Genomic DNA, 20,512 nt, shown 5'->3' with positions numbered 1-20,512 from the left:
CAATAAAAAAGGCGGTTTTTAAACCGCCTTTTTTATTATTGATTAGTCTTGTTTATCCAGCTTAACAGGTCGTAAAAGTTTTGTGGTGTAACACCATGCCCTACAGGATATTCGTGATATTCCACATCCAGTTTCAGGTCTTTTAAAACCTCCGGTGCTTTACGTGCCCAGTCTACAGGGATAACCTGATCTACCACTCCGTGAGAAATAAAGAAGCGTAGCTTAGAAATATCGTTAGTATTAAAACCTTTGTCTATAATATCCATGTTAAGGTAACCACTAAGGGCTACAACACGGTCAATTTTTTCAGGATAGGTTAGTGCTATGGAATAGCTTAGTATAGCGCCCTGGCTAAACCCAAGCAGGGTTACTTTTTGAGCATCAATAGGGTATTGGTCTATAAGTTCATCAATAAACTTAACGATAAGTTCCCTTGATTCTATTGCCTGATTGTCATCGGAAAACTTATTCATATCCGAATCAAAATTAATAGCATACCATGCATTTCCGTAAGGAGGGATGTGGTATGGTGCTCTTGCCGAAATGATATAATACTCGTCGGGAAGCTGCCCTGCAAACGAGAACAGGTCTTCCTCATTACTACCATAACCATGCAGTAACAGTATTAAAGGATTCTTTTCCTGTTTTACTTTAGGTTCCCGTATTAAATAGTATAATGAATTGCTCATTGATTAAATGCTTTTAAATAGTTTTTGGAAAAAAGGGCCCAGTATAGGCATAAGGTTCATTTGTCCCTGTAATGCCCCTATGAAACCAAATATCCATAATATGAAGAAAAAAAGATAAAAAGCAGAGCTTACCATCCAGCTATCAAAAAAGCCTACTGGGTATCCTAATGCAAAAAATGTAAGCATTAAACCCAGAGCCTGCCTAATATGGAATGAGGCAAAAGCATCTTTCTTTTCACTGTTTAGTACCATTGCTATAATTGAGCCAATAATAGTAAGATAACTTACTATGGCATATGTTTTCCCGTTGTTGTTTTCAGGTTGCGTATTCATTTTAATATATTTCTATCGTGCTTTTTGCTTCTATATCTGTTCGTGCATCAAATATTACATCATAGTAAGATGCATCTCCGGCCTTTGTGTTAAGAACCAGTTTTTCACGACCAAACTCAACACCTTTTTTGTCCTTTACGGTAAAAGTAAGTGTGTCGTTAACAGCTTTTTCGGTAATAATATAAATTACCAGTTTATTGTCTTTACTATTGCCTTCATCTTCAATGTAAAACTTACCGGTTTTAATTCCTTCATTAATACGTTTTTCAGATAGGCTGATTTTACATTCTAAAGTCCTGTCAACACCTTCACTAACCCCTTCAATAAATTCGGTAGCAGTTTCCCCAACAGCTTCTCCGCCTTTATTAATCGTTTCTTTAGCCTTTTGACAGGAGCATATTGCTAATGCACAAAAAGCGGTGATTAGAAAATGGACAGGTGACTTCATAATGCTATTCGTTTAAAATTAGTTTTCCGTTGTGGTATACACCATATGCCTTACCTTTTAACTCCTGACCTAAGAAAGCCGAGTTTTTAGATTTTGAAAGAATATCAGCTTTAGTAAAGGTATGTTTTCCTTCGGTAGTAAATAGGGTGAAAGATGCTGTTGCACCTTCTTCCATAGCATGGTCTTCAATTTTGAATACGTTTTTACCGGCAGTGAGTTTTTCAATAATAACATCAACCGCTAGTATATTGGCAAGTGCTCCAAAAGCAGTTTCCAGTCCTATAGTACCATTTTTAGCCATATCAAACTCCATTTTCTTTAGCTCGATGTCAAGCGGATTATGGTCGCTGGTAATCATATCTATAGTTCCGTCAAGTACTCCCTCTATAAGAGCTTTTCTTTCATTTTCAGGTCGTAATGGCGGAGCTACTTTGTAACGGGTGTCAAAGTTAACCAGAGTATCATCGTTAAGTACAAGGTGATGTACGGCAACACTACAGGTTACATTTAATCCTTTTGTTTTAGCCTCTCGTATAAGCTGTACCGATTTTGCTGTAGATACAGTAGGGATATGCATTTTACCACCTGTATATTCTAACAGGTACAGGTTACGTGCTACCTGTAATTCTTCGGCTAGGGCAGGTATACCTTTTAATCCTAAACGGGTACTAACAAAACCTTCGTGTACTACACCTTTACCTTTAATTTTACTGTCCTGACAAAAAGTAATTACCAGTCCGTCAAAATCTTGAGCATACTGTAAAGCAATCTTTAACAGGTTTGCATCCGGCAGGTCTTTATTATAATCGCCAAAAGCAACGGCTCCGGCATTTTGCATATCAAAAAGTTCGGCTATATCAAGTCCTTCGCTGTTTTTCGTAAGCGCACCTATAGGGTGTAATGATGTAGCGGCATTGTGCCCTTTGCTTAATAAAAAGCTTATATCTGCCTGAGTATCGGCAATAGGGTTTGCGTTAGGCTGTAGGGCTATGTTTGTAAAACCACTACGGGCAGCTACGCTAAGTCCGTTTTTAATAGTTTCCCTATCCTCATAACCAGGTTCGCCAAGGCTTACAGAACTGTCAAACCATCCGCGTGAAACGTGAAGGTTATCCAGCTGTATAACTTCAAAATTTGCTTCTTCGGCAATATCTTTAGCTATTTTAGTTATTACACCATTTTCTACTTTAATATCAACAGCCTGATTGTTGAATTTGCTGTTTTTATCAATAATGGTAGCGTTTTTAAAGATCAGGTTCATTTTACAAATTTTTGGATAAAGAGTTCAAGTAACAGGAATACCAGCGCGCCAATAATAAACCATTTCCATAATTCGCTGGCAGTCCTTAGTGATTTAATATCGTTGTATACGGTTGAAACAGAATCTGTTTTAGTATAGTCTTTTACAATGTTGCTGTTTTGAAGGCCAAGGTCACTTTCTGTTCTTGGGTAGTTAAAACTGATGTTTTTTAATACATTTTCATTTTTTACCACGCTATAGTTACCTGCAGTTTCGGGATAATCGCCAAACGACAGTTTTAACTTATTGTTTAGTATTTGCTGCATTGGGATAAAATCGCTTATATCGTTCTTTACGGTTACCACTTCATCTTTAGACAGCAGAGCATCAATAATAAGGTTTTGGTTTTCTCCTATCTTATATGCAAAAACTCCGGTTTTGTTATTGTTTTGAGCCATGTTATAAAAGGTAGGCACAATAAGCGGGGAGTTTTGGAAATTAGTGTTTTGTTTATTGATAGGTGCAGAGAACAGGTATACATTACCCAGCCTGTTAGTTAACGATGCCAGGAACGGAGTCTGGTCTGCATACGATAGTACCGGTAGTGCAGTTCCTTTAATGGTAAATGAGTTATTTACCTTAGGGTACTGGAAGTTTTTAATTTGCCTTTCGAATACGGTTTGGTATAACGGATGGCTAAATGATATTTTAGTTATTTGCCTTTCGTTATTGTTAAGGGTAAGAAGGGATGTATTACCAAAAGCAGCCATAAGGCTGTTAAGGTTTTGCACAGATGCTTCTGCCGAAGGGATTACAATAATATTACCACCTTTTTCGTAAAGCGATTTTAATGTTGTGATAAGTGCCTGCGGAATCTCAGTAAGCTCATTAAGTATAATGGCATCCTGTTTTTCAAGGCTATTGTAGTCTACACTGCCGGGTTGTACCGAATTGAATACAAAATCATCGTCAGTATAAATGCGTGAAAGGAATTTGTTTTTCGCTTCATCACCAATAGCCAGTACATTTGATTTTTCGGGTTTTGAGATACTGAAATAGTACTCATTATCATAAGCCAGACTGTTATCTGAAACCGATACATAGCCGTGAAAATCTTTTTTAGGGATGGTAAAGTTTAGTGTTTTTGATGGCTGATCAAAAGTAACCAGCGTTTTGGCTGTAAGTTCTTTACCATTGTATAGCGCTACCGATGTATCATCGTTAACTGTTCCGTTTGCTTTTAAGTCTACCGCAATTTCGTAGAAGTTTTCCAGAGTTTGGTAAATGTATACACTATCTACTGCTACGTTGTTTTTGTTTTGGGCTTCAGGTACTATAAAGTAAACAGGAGATTTTGGGTCAAGTTTACTTATGCTCTGGCTTTCCAAATTAACAGCATCAGTAATAACCACTATATCTTTACCCGTATTAGGCTTTTTTGTCTCGGCTTTTGTAATCAGGAAATCAGGATTAAAAGGTACCGAACCGTAATTAATATTCTGTAACTCTTTTTGTATGGATTTTACATCGGTATCCCAGTATGCATTAGTTGGCGTTATAAGCGAAAACTGCTGATCTTCGGGTGTGTTTTCCAGTATGTCCTGTACGGCTCTTTTAAGCAGTTCGCCTTTACTGCCTTTTGCCTGCATGGAAAAAGAATTGTCCAGTAGGATAACCATTTCGTTACTCTTGTTGTTATCGTCGCTGGCTTTGAAAAACGGCTGTGCAAAAGCAAGGATAAGACAGGTAAGTAATAACAGCCTTGTAAAAAGTAAAAGCCATTTCTTGATTTTAGAACTCTTGCGGGTTTGCATGTTGAGTTCCTTAAGGAAACGTACGTTTGTAAAGTATTCTTTCTGAAAGCGTCGCAGCTGGAACAAGTGTACCAGAACAGGGATTACCAATAGGAATAAGAAGTAAAGGATTTCCGGATGTTTGAACTGCATTTAGTTGAAAGTTTGTCAAAAATACAAATTTTTATTCTAAATGAAAGTGCATAACTACAGTATAAATTTCACATAATATTTAAATACCCTATTTTTGTTATCATTAATTTGCACTCATGAAAATTACCCGATTACTTATTTTGTTAGGATGCATTAGTTTAAATGCACAGGACAATTACAACCTGATTATAGGAACCTATACCAATGCCTGCGAAAGCGAAGGAATTTATGTTTATGATTTTAATACCAAAACAGGCGAAGCTACTTTAAAAAACAGCTCACAAGGAGTTATTAACCCCAGTTATGTAACGGTTTCTGCCGACAATAAATTTTTATACAGCGTTAATGAAAACGGAGAGGAAAGCACAGTAAGTGCCTTTAACTACACGGCTTCGAGTGGGAAGATTGAATTTATTAATAAAAAGGACTCTAAAGGTGCCGACCCATGTTACTTAATTAATGATGATAAGCATGTTATTGTAGCCAATTATACCGGAGGTACCATAGTTGTTTTTGGGAAGGATAAGCATGGCGGACTTACAAAAGCCAAACAGGTAATAAAACATAGTGGTAGCGGTATTAATAAAGATCGACAGGAAGGGCCTCATGTACACATGGTTTACTTTTCTCCTGATAAGAATTATGTTTTTGCTAATGATCTTGGTACAGATAAAATATCTGTTTATAAATATAATAAAAATGCTACAGATGGCAGTAAAGTACTAACGCTAGCCGATACGGTAGAGGTAAAAAAGGGTAGTGGCCCAAGGCATTTAGTGTTTAGTCCTAACAATGTTTTCTTTTATGTATTGCAGGAACTGGACGGTACTTTAACAGCTTTTAGTTATGTAAAAGGTAAAATAGAGAAGATACAGGAAAGTACAATTGTGACTCCGTTTTTTACAGGGCAAACGGGTGCTGCCGATATTCATATATCACACGACGGTAAGTTTTTATATGCTACAAATAGGGGTGATGCCAATACTATTTCTGTTTTCAGGGTGCATGCAAACGGAAAGATAAATTTAGTACAGCAAGCCATTACCGAAGGAATAGGACCAAGAAATTTTGCCTTTGGCCCTAAAGAGGATTACCTGCTTGTTGCTAACCAAATTAGCAATGATGTAATTATTTTTAAAAGGGATAGAACGACAGGTATGCTAACCGATACGGAAAAATGTATTGAACTTTGCTCACCGGTATGTTTGGTGTTTACAGCAGTGAAATAAGTTATAAGAGATATAAAAAAGAAAGAGGGATTATTTCCCTCTTTTCTTTTTTTGTGACTTTTTCTTTTCGGCAGCTCTGTTACGTGGTTTTGTTTTTCTTGGGTTTCTTTTACCCGGACCACCAAGGTTAACCTTTTTATTTTTATCCTTCTTATCGTGATAGGCGGCTCCGCCCTCCAGTTTAGGTTTCTTTAAAAGGAATTTTATTTTCTTTTTGTCTTTTTCAAATTCAAGTAGTCTTTCTGCTATCTCAATATCTTCCGGCATAGGGATTATTTCAATCTCCTTTTCCATCAGCAACTCGGTTTCAATAAGCAGTTCCTCTTCCTTAGGGCTTATAAAGCTTATGGCTATACCTGTTTTATCGGCACGACCAGTACGCCCTATACGGTGAATGTATTGCTCTTCCACTTCAGGGAATTCCATATTGATAACATGCGTAACATCTGATATGTCCAAACCACGCGCCATTACATCGGTAGTAACTATACCTCTAAGGTTACCCTCCTGGAAAGTAGCCATAGTGTTAAGCCTGTAGTTTTGTGATTTGTTAGAGTGAATAACACCAAACTGCTCAGGGAAAGCTTCTTCAAGCTGCTCCATTAAAATGTCGGCAGTTTTTTTGTTGTTCACAAATACCAGTATGCGGCTCATGCCTTCATCCATTTCCAGTAAACGCTTTAATACGTTCATTTTGGTAAGGAAGTTAGGTACACGGTAACCAAGCTGTTGTATTTTCTCCAGTGGAGTGCCCGATGCTGCCAGCGAAACTTCTTCCGGGAAATCAAAAAATTCATCAAGCATTTCATCCACATCTTCGGTCATAGTAGCCGAGAAAAGTATGTTTTGCCTTTTTTGTTTCATCATTGAAAGAATAGAGGTAACCTGAAAGCGGAATCCAAGGTTCAGTATCTCGTCAAACTCATCGATAACAAGTTTTTGCAGGTTGTCAAAACGAACCACATTATCAAGTGCAAGGTCCATTAACCTACCCGGTGTACCTACTAAAATGTCTACACCCTGATATACTAAATTTTTTTGTGTATTGATATTAGTACCACCATATACGCCCAATGCACGTACAGACATGTACTTTGTAAGCTTTTCTACTTCTTCAACTACCTGTACAACAAGCTCACGTGTAGGTACTATTACTACTACACGGGGAGTATCTGTAGGGGCAAATTTCCATTGTTTTAAAACGGGAAGCAGGTAAGCAAAGGTTTTACCGGTACCGGTTTGTGCAATCCCCATCATATCGCGGCCAGAAAGTATAACAGGCATCGATTTTACCTGAATAGGAGTAGGGTTTTCAAACCCAAGTTCGTCTAATGCTTTTTGAAGCGATTTAGGTAAATCAAGATCGTGAAATGTGGTCATTACATTTTATTTTGTGCAAAGATAGGTATAAAAGTTAACTACCGTGTTATTGTGAGTAGGCTATAAAATTAAATTGGATTTTAAAGTAGGGGATTTGAGTTTTTAATTGTTTTGGTAATATATCAGCTGATTTTATAAAGATAAATCAAAATTTTAACCAAAACCAACAATGCTATGAAACGAAAATTATTTTTCCTGACCTTATTATTATTTATTGGAGCTAATGGTTTTGCTCAAATAGTAGCAAACCAGCCGCCTGATATGGTGCAATGCAGTCTTGAGGTTTTTGATTTAACTCAACAGAATACTACTATTTTAGGAAGCTACTCTCCAAATAGTTATACTGTAACTTATTTCGAAGCCGAAGCGGATGCCGAAGCAAATACTAACCCAATTGACATGCCTCAATCGTATGTTCCTAATACCGCTACTTCTGTTGTTTATGCAAGGTTAACCAGTATGGCGGATGTAGATGTTTATGATGTTACCTCGTTTAATCTTATTATTTCTACATGGCAAAGTATCCCTGCCAATGAACCTACAGACCTTGTAGTTTGCCTGGATGAAAATACTACTACTTATACTATTGATTTGACAAGTAAGGAAGATGAAATACTTGAAAACATTATGGGATATTCTTTTACTTATTATTTGGGCGCTACCGATTCTGAAATGGGAGTAAATGCTTTAAATAATCCTGATGCGTATGAGTGGGACCCTAATGAAATTGAAATAGTTTGGGTAAGAATAGAAGATAATATGTCTGGATGCTATACATTGATTGTTATCAATTTAGTTGAAATTGAGTGTACAGATAGCACTGTGTCTGGTGATTTGCGATTTGGAGATATGGCTGACTTTGGTTGTATTGATGGTCCGCCGGCAGCACATGTTATGGTAAAGATGACTCATGATAATGATATTTTTTATACCTATACAGATGAAAATGGCCATTATACATTCTATAACGTTCCCAACGGTGTTAATGAAATAAGTGTATTGGGACAGGGCGTTTACACTTATGTCGCAGAGCCTATATCCTATCAGCTTACTGCACCAGGTGTATTTGAGGATATTTATTTTTGCCTTGAATCACCGGAACCTATTGATGATGTAAGTGTTTATTTAATTATGCAGGCACCAAGGCCGGGATTCCCAATGTATGGGTATATGGTAGTACATAATTTAGGTAATACTACTGCAAATGGTAGCGTTTCACTTGAATTTGATGATTCTTTGGTAAGTTTTGTAAATTCTGTACCTGGTATGTCACAGTCTGGTAATACATTATCTGCAAATTATAGCGGACTGCAAGGAGCACAATACCTTGTTTATTATATGGAGTTTTTAGTAGAGCAGCCACCTACAGTTAACCTTGGTGACGAAATTACTTTTACAGCCAGTGTTACTACAGATGGTGATGATGTTGACATTTCTAATAACGAGGATGTGTTAACCCTTATAGCTGTAAACTCTTATGACCCTAATGATATAGCATGTCGTGAAGGAGATTATATTTCTGAAGAACAAGCAGAAGGTTACCTTAACTACTACATACGTTTTCAAAACACAGGTAACGCCGATGCTATCAATGTTAGAATAGAAGATGTTCTTGACGATAAGTTAGACTGGGAAACCTTGCAGCCACTATCAGCCAGTCATGATTACAGGGTAGAGGTAGAAAATAATACAGTTCAGTTTATTTTTGATAATATAAACCTGCCGGGTGAAGAGGTAAATGAGCCTGAAAGCCATGGTTATATTGCCTACAGGATAAAACCGAAAGCAGGAGCAGAGATAGGCGATATTTTTGAAGCAACTGCTTCTATTTATTTCGACTTCAATGAGGCTATTGTTACTAATACAGCTACTACCGAAATCCAGTCAATAATGGGGCTTGGAGACAATGTACTTAATCAGTTTACATTATATCCAAATCCGGCAAAAAACATTGTGAATATTGCGTTTGGAGATTCGGTTGCTAATAATGTTAGCTTATCGATAAGTGATATTTCGGGTAAAATTGTACTTGCTAAAACTATTAGCAACAGCGCAAACAGTTTTGATGTATCTGCTTTAACACAGGGAATGTACTTTGTTACACTGACGGCAGATGGTAAAAAACAAACTAAAAAACTAATGATCGAGTAGTTTTATAATCTGAGTTGAATAAAAAAGCGGACTATTTAGTCCGCTTTTTTGCTTTAAATATTTTATATAAGCGGTAACTCCTCGGTCGTTACTATATGGTGCTGTATGGCATAAATAACAAGTCCGGCAATGTTTTTGGTTCCTGTTTTAATAAAAATATTGTTTTTATGTCCTTCAACTGTTCTGGGAGTTATGGTAAGTATTTCACCTATTTCTTTTGCAGTTTTCTGCATAGATATAAGTCGTAATATCTCTTTTTCCCTCTCTGTTAATAGTTTATCGTCTTCTAGTATAGAAAGTTCTTCTTTATCATGTATTTCCTCTTTAATGTTAGTTATTTGATCATCAAGAAAATATACTCCGTTTTTATGAACAGTTTCTATAGCCTTAATAAGCAAAGTGGGTGAGATACCTTTTGGTATAAATGCAGCCACGCCGCTTTTTATCATAAAATCTAAAAAGGTTTTTTGATAATGAGAAGACATCACCATAATTTTAATAGACGGATACTCTGATTTTAGTATACGGGTAATTTCAGTACCGTCCATTTCTTTCATCTTAAGGTCTAAAAGTAATACATCGGGCAGTTTTGAAGACTCTTTAAGTTTCAATAAGAGCTCGTTGCCGTTTTCTGCTGTGAAATTAACAACTATGTTTTCCTGATTATTAAGGTAACTTTCAAGAAGTTTGGAGACTAAATTGTCGTCATCTACTATTGCGGTAATAATTTGTTTCATAGTTAGGCGTGGGATTGGTTTAGGTTTAAAAGCTATACTCTGGTATTTTATATAGCATTAAGGTAGTAGTGGCAGGAGGTCATCTTTACATACAAGTTTATATGTATGCAAAAATAGTAAGAAACATCTTATGTTTTGTTTTTACTATAGGCAATAGGCTTTAATTTACTTTCTTCAAAAATAGAATATTCAATGCTAAAGAACAAAATATATCTATGTGTTGCTCATAAATATAGATGAACTGCATATAGTTGTTTTATTTTTGTTTTTTTAATAAAATGAATGAATATATTCTATTCTGGAGTTTTAAAAATGGTTAGAAATAATAAAATTAATATTTTATTAACATTTAAGATTGGTTTGATATATAACAAAAAGTGATTTTAATAGATAAAAAGTTTAATTATATCGATAACTAATTGATTTATAACTAAATGGTTGCTTGTAAAACTAACTTAGACAAGCAGTTAAAAACAAACCATAACTGCTTAATGTCTAACCAATTAATTATTACTTTTTATGAAAACCAAATTATTTATTTTGGGCGCTTGCGCAGCACTGGTGTTTGCGGCATGTAGCAAAGATGAAAACCAAAACACAAACGATTTTACGCTTAAAGCATCAGAAGAGTATTCTATTGCCAATTTACAGGCAAACGCTATGAAAAATCTAAAACAAAAATTTGTTTTTGAAGCTAATGGTGAAGAAGCTTTAGTAGAGGTAAAAAGCGGCGTTAAGATTAGGGTAAAAACTGCCACATTAAAAGTAGGCGGACAACCTTATTTTGGGCCGGTTATAGTTGAGTATGTTGAAGTTTTTGGAAGAGGAGACATGCTAACAGCAAACAAAACCACATCTGGTTTAACAAATCAGCCACAGTCTGAAGATGATACAAGGCCACAGCCACTTATCTCAGGAGGGGAATTTTATGTTAATATGACAACCGAAGAAGGTGAGAATATTGACGAAGGTGCAGAATACCAACTTGAAGTACCGGCAGAGCTTACCGGGGGTGAGCCTGATGAGGATATGACTTCATGGACAGGAGATCAGGAAGATACTGATGGTGACGGTGACAGCGATGATGAAGGCGATGTTACCTGGGATGAGGATGAAGCCGGTGATGGTGATGACGATAACGGTGACGGAGATAAGGATGTTCCTGTTGAAAACGGAGAGTATATACTTAAATTAAAAGAATTCGGGTGGTGTAATATTGATAAACTTGCTGAGTATCCAAACGAAAAAACTACTATTTTTGTTGATGTGCCAAATGGTTTTGATGATACTAACTCAAAAGTTTATCTTGCTTTTGAAGGTCAGCAAAATATGTTAGTTTCACTAGATCATTACGATCAGGGAACACAACTTTTTGGCGAAACATATAACCTGTTACCAGTAGGTGAACAATGCCATATTATTTTTGCATCAGGGCAAGGCGGACAGTGGATTTATGCAGTACAAACAATTACTATAACACCTAATGGAGTTTATGTTGTTAATGCAGGGTCTCTGGTAACGGCTACACAGGCAGATGTTATTAATATGCTAAACAGCTTGCCATAATCACTACTAAAACATAGTCATTTTATAGATAAAAAGTTCCCGTTTTACGGGGACTTTTTCTGTTTTAAGGAAAACAGTTTTTAAACAATACGTATTTTTTTGTTAATTTACTTCGATTAAAATTTATGAAGCTGTAATTTAACCCTACTTTTTCAATATAATTTAACCTTACTATGAAAGATAAAATAGTGCACAAGCTAAATGAGTTACAGGCAACAGCTATTTGTGGTAACGATATTAGCTCTTCCTGTTTATATGTATCGGCACTTACTATTGGTTATGCAGGTCAGTATGCCTGGATTTCGTTAATTGTTGTTGCAGTAGTATTGTTTATGTTTAGAAAAATATATGGAGAAGTAGTAGGGGCTTTACCCTTAAATGGAGGTGCATACAATGTTTTGCTTAACACTTCCAGTAAACGTATTGCATCTATAGCGGCTATATTAACGGTACTATCATACATGGCAACAGCGGTCATATCTGCCAGTGAAGCTATGCATTATCTTCATAATATCTTTACCGGTCTCAATGTACAAATTGCTACGGCAATAGTACTACTTATATTTACATGTATAGCTATTGTAGGTATAGGGGAATCGGCAGCAGTAGCTGTATTTATCTTTATAATACACTTAATATCATTAACACTACTGGTAGGTACTGCGCTATTTTTTATACTTAATCACGGTACCGAAACCTTTTCCCTTAACTGGAAACTACCCGCACACCCCCGGGGCATAGCTTACACGTTGTTTTTGGGCTTTTCGGCAGCAATGCTTGGTATTTCCGGTTTTGAGAGTTCGGCTAACTTTGTGGAAGAGCAACAACCGGGAGTTTTCAGGAAAACGCTTCGAAATATGTGGGCTATAGTAAGTTTCTTTAATCCTGTTATTGCTATTATACTTATAGCTATTATTCCTGTAATTGAGCTTGATGAGCATAAAGAGTCTCTTTTGGCTTATTTAGGACAAACAACCGGAGGTTCATGGTTGGCATGGGTAATATCAATAGATGCTGTATTAGTGCTTTGTGGTGCTGTGCTTACCTCTTTTGTGGGGGTATCAGGGTTGCTTAAGCGTATGACGCTTGACAGGATATTACCTAATTACTTTTTAAAGGAAAATAAAAATGGTAGTAGCTACAGGATAGTTATTGTGTTTTTAATTTTATGTATATCGGTAATGATAGCTACAAAAGGCCACCTTGAATCGTTGGCAGGGGTATATACCTTTTCTTTTCTTGCTGTAATGGCACTTTTTGGTATTGGTAACCTTATGCTTAAAATTAAAAGGAGAAAACTACCAAGGCCTGAAAAGGCAAACGGACTGGTTGTAGTAATTGCCATTGCTTTTATTATTACAGGGTTTGTAGGTAATATGTATTTAAGCAAGGAGGCCTTTAATACCTTTATACAGTACTTAGTCCCTGCACTAATTTTTGTTTTCCTTATGCTAAACAGGTCAATGCTCATAAGAACTACAGTAAGTGTACTTTCTTATTTCTATAAACCAATTAGGAAGTTTGCCATTATAAGTAACCGTTACCTTGAAAGGGTTAACCGTAAGCTTCATTCTCAGGAATTTGTGTTCTTTACTAAAGGTGATGATGTTGCCATACTAAACAAAGTTATGCAATATGTAGAGGACAACGAGACCACTAAAAAATTAAAGATTGTAAATATTAAAAAAGATAATACCTGTAATGAAGAACTTAAAAAGGATTTAGAGGTGTTAGACAGGGCTTATCCTGAAATACATATAGAGTTTGTAGAAATGAAGGGTAACTTTGGCCCAGAGCTTATAGATGAATTATCCAATAAATGGGGTATACCAAAAAACTTTATGTTTATTGGATCGCCGGGAGACAAATTCCCTTATAAGGTATCTGAACTTGGAGGAGTACGCCTTATTATGTAATATAAATTATTGATTTTTATAGTGTTATGTTTTTGTATGTAATGTTACATAAAATCTTTTTTTTAAGAAAAATGTTACAATTTTAGTAGGTGAAGATTTTTTAACACCTCATTTTCTCAATCTTAAAGAAATGTTAATATTTTTATTAGCAGAAACCACTAAAAAAGAACTATGAGGAAAATCAAACTACTATTGCTGTCCGTTATGTTTATAGCATCGGCATACGGACAGGTATCTAATGACGGAAAGCCAACCAGTTGGAGATTAACACAATTACCGGATGTGGCACCTATTCAAATGCCGTCATTCAATCTCGATTCCATTCAGGCAGAAGACAAAATCAGGGATGCCCAGCAAAACAAACCCTGGCGTTTTGGATATGAGTTTTTGGTTGATAATAACCTGGAAAACAGCGGAAGCTGGAAAACTCTTGAAAACGGAGACAGGATATGGAGAATCCGTTATACTTCAAATGGTGCAAAAACCATGAACTTTGTTTTCTCTGATTACTTTATCCCTAAAGGAGCAAAAGTATATCTGTATAATAATGACAGAACTGATCTACTTGGTGCTTATGATGACAAGCAAAATAATGAAAGGAGAATACTGGGTACATGGCTTGTTAAAGGTGAAGATATCTGGATAGAATATTATGAACCTGCAGCAGTAAGCGGACAGGGAAGACTGGAAGTGTTTAAGGTTGTACACGGTTACAGAACTAAAACCTTTACTGAAATTGCTTTTGACGATTCACTAAACCAATCAGGTAACTGTCACTATGATGTAGACTGTTATGTGGAAGGTATTGAGAATCTTAAAGAGATAAGTAAACAAGCGGTAGCAATGTTAATTGCAGGAGGTAATGGTTTTTGTACCGGAACTCTTGTAAATAACACAGCCGAAGACGGTACACCATATTTCTTAACAGCAAATCACTGTTACGAGGGTAATGACGACCCGGCACAATGGGCTTTCCTTTTCAATTGGGTAAACCCTAACCCTGTATGTGCAGGAAGTCCCGGAAGTACTTCAAATACAGATTACCATTTAACGGCCAGTGGTGCAGTTTTACGTGCAAGAAGAACACAAAGTGATTTTTGCTTAGTTGAAATTACTACCGAACTACCGGATGAATGGGATTTAAAATGGGCAGGCTGGGATATTAGCACTACAATACCTCCATTTTTATACGGAATTCACCATCCAAGAGGTGATATCATGAAAGTTAGTGCCGATTTTGATGCACCTACTTTAGAGATTACTCAGGTTGATGTGGGGGACGGACCGGTAAGTGCAGAAGTTTGGACAGTTGAAGAATGGGATCTTACCGGCTTACAGCAAGGATCATCAGGTTCTGCAATGTTTGATGATAATGGGCTTGTAAGAGGGCAGGCATGGTATGTATCTAATCCTGATTTTTGTGACGGTACTGTGGCTACAAATCAAAGCACCGGCTATGGTAGGTTTGATAAATCATGGAATACAGGCTCTAGTGCTGCTACAAGATTAAAAGACTGGTTGGATCCTGCCGGAATAATTGGTGTAGGTCAAACATCTATAGGTTATTATCCGCCTCAAAACCTTTTTGCTATAGATGCTAAAGTATTGTTTTTTGACAAAGGATATGAGCTGTGCGGTAACAATGTCGAACCAACAGTAAGACTAATCAATAATGGTATTGAGAACCTTACTTCAGCTCAAATATCTTATTCTATAAATGATGGAGAACCTGTTATTATTGAATGGACAGGTGATTTGGCCGAGAATGAAGGAGAGCTTATAGAACTTGCTGAATTACCATTATCTACAGGACAAAATATTGTTACTGTAACAGTATTAAATCCTAACGAATCAGAAGATATGTTTGTTCAAAATAATACACTTACCAATATCATTAATGTAGCTCCTGTGTACGGAATACAAAATGTTGTTGTTAATATAAATACAGATAGTAATGGCGGTCAGGTAAGCTGGCAAATTACAATGAATAATGGGGCTAATCCATTAGTGCTTTATAATTCACCAACTTATGGTAATAACCAAAGCTATACTAACGAATACCTAATGAACTCTGAAGCATGTTATACATTTACTATAACAGATACCGGAGGCGATGGATTAGGCAGCGGAAATTATTCGGTAGCTGTAGGTAACAATGTAATTATTGAGGGAGGTGATTTCGGAAGTACTGAGTCGATATCTTTCAGGCTTGACAATTCGGCAGGTCTTGACGATTTTGCTGAAAACCCAATAACAGTATATCCAAACCCTTCGGCAGGTATATACACAGTTTCTGTTAATGAGGAGCTAACAGATGTAAATTATACTGTATATAATATGTTAGGACAGGCAGTGGCAAACGGTAAGTTTGTTAACGGCGCTAACACGGTAAATATTACCGATATGTCTAAAGGCGTTTATTTTATAAAAGCGGCAGATGCATCGGGTAAAGTGTTTACAACCAAACTTATTAAAGAATAGGAATTTAATATTAGTTGATTAAAGAGGCAGGGTGTTATGCTCTGCCTTTTTTATATTTATACATAATCCAATAATTACTAAAAAAATAAATAATGCTTAGTATAGTCAGTTATAAGAGTTCTCAGGAAATGATTAATGAGATTGAAGAGAAAGGGATTGATATTAATTCCAGAGATGAATTTGGATACAGTATTGTAATGCTGGCATTATTAGATAAGAAAAAAGAACTGGTAGATTATCTTTTAGAAAGAAATGTTTATTTAAACACGATTGTAAATCGTGAAAATATTGCTCATTATCATTGCCGGTGGAATTGGGATGAAAGCTGGGATGCTGAATTGATGCTAAAAATGATACAAAAGGGAGTAGATATACATTTAATAGATAAAGGAGGAAATCAGCCCCTATGGTATGCAGCAATTAAAAACAGAGGTTTTGGGAGAACTCTCGACTTAGTTGAGGTTTTACTAAATGCAGGAGCAAATATGCATCATGTTAATAATGTAGGCAAGACACCAAAAATGCTTTCGGAACTTCTGGAAGATACAGAGCTTTTAAAGCTTTTTGAGAAATATGATAATAGGTAATACTATCAATAAAAAAAGAGGCCATTGGCCTCTTTTTTTTATTTGGTAACAATTTTAAGCACAAAGGCTTTATTGTCTACTTTTTGTTTAGGGGTTGTAAAATGCAGTCCGGTATCATCAATGTTGAAATCAATTTTTTCATCAGACCCCAATACTGAAACAGTTTCAACCTGTGGCATCTTTTCACCAAGAGTATTTTTGGTAAATGATTGTAAGGCAACCGGCGTATTTTCTCCCGGCCAGCCCAATACAATAGCATAGATAATATTGTCCTTTTTGGTATAACGAATATCTTGTGCCGTATAGTCAAGCTTATCAAGGAACATTCCGGATTTTTCCTGTTTGGTAGGGCCTTCGCCAAATACTTCCCAGGTACGGGTTCCATAAATAGCTTCTCCGTTTACTTTTAGCCATTTACCAATAGTGATAAGTATATCCTTTTGGTTTTGCGGAATAGTACCATTTGCCATAGGCGATATGTTAAGCATAAGTGCCCCGTTCTTACTAACAATATCAGCAAGTATATCTACAATATCATTGGCTGTTTTAAGCTGTAAATCGTTTGTATAACTCCAGCTTCCTACAGATACGGTCTCGTCTGTAAGCCAAAACTCCTTAGTGATTTGGTTAGCACGTCCTTTTTCAAAATCCTCAATACTTACGCTTTTTGGCAGTTCACCTTCCTTATGGGTTATAATAACCTGCTTGCCTTCATTAGCTGCATGGTTAAGATAATAAGCCGAGAACTGAGCCTTAAGGGTATCTGGAAGTTTGGAAAGTTTTCCGTCAAAATAAATCAGGTCAGGGGAGTAGTTATCAATAACTTCTTCCAGTTGTTCTAACCATTCACGGTAAAACTGCTCTTTAGGGATATTACCGTAAAGTTTAGCCAGTTTAGGATTTTCTGATGAGGTTGGCATATCCGGATTGTACGGAAAGTACGATTCATCATCAAGCCATTTATCTGGGTTATCCTTATTGATTTGCAGGTTACGCGCCATATGGAAAGAGGTAACAAATTTTAACCCTCTGCCATGTATGGCTTTTTCAAGTTCGCCCACTAAATCCCTTTGTGGTCCCATATTTTTTGCATTCCACGGATTGATTTTACTATCCCAGTTAGCCCAACCGTCATGGTGTTCGGCAACGATACCGCCGAATTTTGCACCTGCCTGTACATACAGGTCGGCCCACTCATCAGCGTTAAAGTTTTCGGCCTTGAACATCGGTACAAAATCATGATATCCAAATTCAGATGGCTGACCGTAGGTCTCCATATGATGTTTGTTCTCCTCGCTGCCCTCAACATGCATAAGGCGTGCATACCAGTCGTTAGCATAAGCAGGAACCGATAACACTCCCCAGTGGGCATATATACCAAATTTGGCATCCTTAAACCATTCGGCAGTAGCATCGTGGTCTTTCATGGATTTCCAGTTGGGTTGGTATGGCCCATCATTGACCTGTTCTTCTTCTTTTTTCTTGTGAGAACAGGCTGTTAGGGCTGCAAATGTTAATACGTATAATAAGTTACGTTTAATCATAATTATAACTTATTGAATGGTTACCGTTACTTCCTGAGTTATGTTTTTGCTTGAATTACCCAGTTTGAAAGTATAGTCTCCTTTTTCAACTACCCAGCCTTTGCTGTTTTCGTCATAGTAAGCCAGTTCTTTTACAGGGACATTTATAGTCACCTTTTCGCTGTTACCTGCTTTAACCAGTACTTTGTTGAAACCTTTAAGTTCTTTAGCAGCACGTTCTACAGCTGAGTCGGCTTTGGAAACATATAACTGTACAACCTCTTTACCATCCTGTTTTCCTGTGTTTTTCACATCAACAGTAACGGCAATTGTTTCATCTTCGTTATATGATTTTTTATTGGCAACAGCATTAGCCAACTCAAAAGCAGAGTATGATAAACCATAACCAAACGGATATAAAGGCTCTACGTTTTTAGTATCAAACCAACGGTATCCTACAAGGATTCCTTCTTTATATGTTACAGTATCTTCACCCGGGAAGCTGTTCGTAGCATGTGCAGGAGAGTCAGATAACTGCTTAGGCATTGTCCATGGTAATTTACCCGATGGGTTAACAGTACCTAATAAAATATCGGCAAGGGCATTTCCGCCTTCAGATCCGTTATACCAGCTCCACACGATAGTTGAGTTTTCCTTTTCAACATTGTTAATGTCATAAGGAGCCCCGGCAACAAATACCACTATCGTTTTAGGATTAGCAGCTTTTACGGCTGTTATCAGTTTTTCCTGCCCAAACGGAAGGCTGAGGTCAATACGGTCACTTGCTTCGGTTTCATAGTCACGGTTAGCTCCTACAAATAATATAGCGATGTCTGATTTTTTAGCTGCTTCAACAGCTTCAGCAATCATTTTAGGGTCAACATCGGTAACAGTTTCTTTAGCTTCCTGAGTTACCTCACCAAACTTCATTTCTTTTTTAGGCTTGAAAAGTGTTTTGTAACCTTCGGCATAGTTAATAGTAACCGATTCCGAAAGTTTTGCTTTTAAAGCCTCAAGTGGAGTAACCTCACGCTTGGTTTTTACACCGGCACCAAAACCACCCTGAGAATGTTTAGCTGTGGCATTAGGGCCAATTACAGCAATACTCTTAACTTCCTGAGTGTTTAAAGGTAAAAGGCTTTCGTTATTTTTAAGCAATACAACCGATTCGGCTGCGATGTTATAAGCATCTTTGTAATGTGCTTCGGTAGCAATGCTTCCTTCGGCACGACTTTCTGTATTGCCCATAGCCTTAACGTTGAACAACAGTTTAAGTATTCTTTTGGCATGTACATCTACTTCAGCTTCGGTAACTTTATCGTCTTTAACTGCCTGTATAAGCGGGTTAGCAAACCAGAACTCATCAAACGACGGAGCATTTGTTCCCATTTCAAGATCAGTACCTGCTTCAAGTGCTTTTTTGGTAGTGTGAACCGCATCCCAGTCGGAAATTACCACACCTTTAAAGCCCCATTCGTCCCTAAGCACGTCCTGTAGCATGTATGGGTTTTCACAAAGGTAATCCCCACGGAACTTGTTATAAGCTCCCATAACACTGTAAGCATTTGCTTTTACAACAGCATCATGGAAAGCAGGAAGGTATATTTCACGAAGTGTACGCTCGTCCATAAGTACGTTTACTGTACCGCGGTTGGTTTCCTGATTGTTTGCAGCATAGTGTTTAATACACGCAGCCACGTTGTTTTCCTGAACACCCACTACATAAGGTACAATAAGTGTTTTGTTGAGAAAAGGGTCTTCTGTCATGTACTCATATGTACGTCCTCCAAGCGGTGTACGGATAATATTGAAAGCAGGGGCAAGCAATACATCCTTACCACGAGCACGGGCTTCCTCACCAATACTTCTACCAAAGGTATGGGCTAATTCAGGGCTCCATGCAGCCGAGAGTCCGGCACCTGCAGGGTAGTAGGTCGCGAAATCGTTATCCAGTCCAAGCGGAGCCCAGCTCATACGCTGCAATTCCTCACGAATACCAAGCGGACCGTCAGCCATATGCAATTCAGGTACTCCAAGGCGCTCCACACCTTCGTTGGTAAACATGCTGTAGCCATGTAAAAGGCCTATTTTTTCCTCAAGGGTCATTTGCCCTACAATAGAGTCTATTTTAGCATCAAACTCATCACTCATAGGTGTACCCTTATATTGAGCAGTTTCCGACTGAGCTGCCGTGTCGTTTGATGTTTTGTCTTCTTTGCACGAGGCTATAACCAGTACCAGTGCAGCCGAAAGGCATAAAATCTTATTCTTCATATATGCGGTGTA

Annotated in this window: 15 protein-coding genes; 6 read left to right on the top strand and 9 right to left on the bottom strand. The window is 37.2% G+C overall.

Annotation, left to right across the window (positions count from 1 at the left end):
- Positions 1-35: 35 nt before the first annotated feature.
- From V3Z67_RS14190 to V3Z67_RS14170, 5 genes are read right to left on the bottom strand one after another with little or no spacing between them, the layout of a single operon-like run.
- Positions 36-689, bottom strand: a complete 654-nt coding sequence (locus tag V3Z67_RS14190) for an alpha/beta hydrolase (RefSeq protein WP_330443935.1) — start codon at positions 687-689, stop codon at positions 36-38.
- Positions 690-692: 3 nt separating this feature from the next.
- On the bottom strand, positions 693-1,022 hold the full coding sequence (locus tag V3Z67_RS14185) for a DUF4870 domain-containing protein (protein WP_330443934.1): 330 nt from the start codon (positions 1,020-1,022) through the stop codon (positions 693-695).
- 1 nt (position 1,023) lies between these two features.
- On the bottom strand, positions 1,024-1,470 hold the full coding sequence (locus tag V3Z67_RS14180; RefSeq protein ID WP_330443933.1) for a hypothetical protein: 447 nt from the start codon (positions 1,468-1,470) through the stop codon (positions 1,024-1,026).
- 4 nt (positions 1,471-1,474) lie between these two features.
- Positions 1,475-2,731 (bottom strand): dihydroorotase, encoded by a 1,257-nt coding sequence (locus tag V3Z67_RS14175; protein WP_330443932.1) that lies wholly within the window; start codon positions 2,729-2,731, stop codon positions 1,475-1,477.
- A complete protein-coding gene (locus V3Z67_RS14170; protein ID WP_330443931.1) occupies positions 2,728-4,656 on the bottom strand; it encodes a vWA domain-containing protein in 1,929 nt (642 codons plus the stop codon). The genes V3Z67_RS14175 and V3Z67_RS14170 overlap by 4 nt, the downstream gene beginning before the upstream one ends.
- 116 nt (positions 4,657-4,772) lie before the next feature.
- Here V3Z67_RS14170 and V3Z67_RS14165 point away from each other — a divergent pair, with 116 nt between their 5' ends.
- Positions 4,773-5,885 (top strand): lactonase family protein, encoded by a 1,113-nt coding sequence (locus tag V3Z67_RS14165; protein WP_330443930.1) that lies wholly within the window; start codon positions 4,773-4,775, stop codon positions 5,883-5,885.
- Between the two features lie 30 nt (positions 5,886-5,915).
- On the opposite strand, the gene V3Z67_RS14160 is transcribed toward V3Z67_RS14165, so the two are convergent.
- Entirely contained in the window at positions 5,916-7,265 is a 1,350-nt protein-coding gene (locus V3Z67_RS14160) for a DEAD/DEAH box helicase (protein ID WP_330443929.1), read from the bottom strand.
- 174 nt (positions 7,266-7,439) lie between these two features.
- Between V3Z67_RS14160 and V3Z67_RS14155 the strand changes: the two genes are divergently transcribed.
- A complete protein-coding gene (locus tag V3Z67_RS14155; RefSeq protein WP_330443928.1) occupies positions 7,440-9,416 on the top strand; it encodes a DUF7619 domain-containing protein in 1,977 nt (658 codons plus the stop codon).
- 62 nt (positions 9,417-9,478) lie between these two features.
- Here V3Z67_RS14155 and V3Z67_RS14150 read toward each other — a convergent pair whose 3' ends face one another.
- Positions 9,479-10,153, bottom strand: coding sequence for a response regulator transcription factor (locus V3Z67_RS14150; protein WP_330443927.1), 675 nt, complete (start codon positions 10,151-10,153; stop codon positions 9,479-9,481).
- A 519-nt stretch (positions 10,154-10,672) separates the two neighbouring features.
- Between V3Z67_RS14150 and V3Z67_RS14145 the strand changes: the two genes are divergently transcribed.
- The 4 genes from V3Z67_RS14145 (at position 10,673) to V3Z67_RS14130 (ending at position 16,703) form a co-directional block, all read left to right on the top strand.
- On the top strand, positions 10,673-11,719 hold the full coding sequence (locus V3Z67_RS14145; RefSeq protein WP_330443926.1) for a hypothetical protein: 1,047 nt from the start codon (positions 10,673-10,675) through the stop codon (positions 11,717-11,719).
- A 173-nt stretch (positions 11,720-11,892) separates the two neighbouring features.
- Entirely contained in the window at positions 11,893-13,635 is a 1,743-nt protein-coding gene (locus V3Z67_RS14140) for an APC family permease (protein WP_330443925.1), read from the top strand.
- A gap of 171 nt (positions 13,636-13,806) precedes the next feature.
- Complete coding sequence (locus V3Z67_RS14135; RefSeq protein WP_330443924.1) at positions 13,807-16,116, top strand: T9SS type A sorting domain-containing protein; 2,310 nt, start codon at positions 13,807-13,809, stop codon at positions 16,114-16,116.
- Between the two features lie 92 nt (positions 16,117-16,208).
- Positions 16,209-16,703: an ankyrin repeat domain-containing protein gene (locus tag V3Z67_RS14130; RefSeq protein ID WP_330443923.1), complete on the top strand. Its 495-nt coding sequence runs from the start codon at positions 16,209-16,211 to the stop codon at positions 16,701-16,703.
- Between the two features lie 38 nt (positions 16,704-16,741).
- On the opposite strand, the gene V3Z67_RS14125 is transcribed toward V3Z67_RS14130, so the two are convergent.
- Both V3Z67_RS14125 and V3Z67_RS14120 read right to left on the bottom strand, forming a co-directional pair.
- The gene (locus V3Z67_RS14125; protein ID WP_330443922.1) at positions 16,742-18,247 is read right to left on the bottom strand and encodes an alpha-L-fucosidase; all 1,506 of its coding nucleotides are present in this window, start codon (positions 18,245-18,247) and stop codon (positions 16,742-16,744) included.
- A gap of 9 nt (positions 18,248-18,256) precedes the next feature.
- Positions 18,257-20,500, bottom strand: a complete 2,244-nt coding sequence (locus V3Z67_RS14120) for a glycoside hydrolase family 3 C-terminal domain-containing protein (RefSeq protein ID WP_330443921.1) — start codon at positions 20,498-20,500, stop codon at positions 18,257-18,259.
- Between the last annotated feature and the right edge of the window lie 12 nt (positions 20,501-20,512).

This window comes from Flavobacterium sp. C4GT6, from assembly GCF_036347315.1.
Taxonomy (GTDB): domain Bacteria; phylum Bacteroidota; class Bacteroidia; order Flavobacteriales; family Flavobacteriaceae; genus Flavobacterium.
The sequence above is the reverse complement of the archived record's forward strand: the minus strand, read 5'-3'. Positions and strand labels throughout refer to the sequence as shown.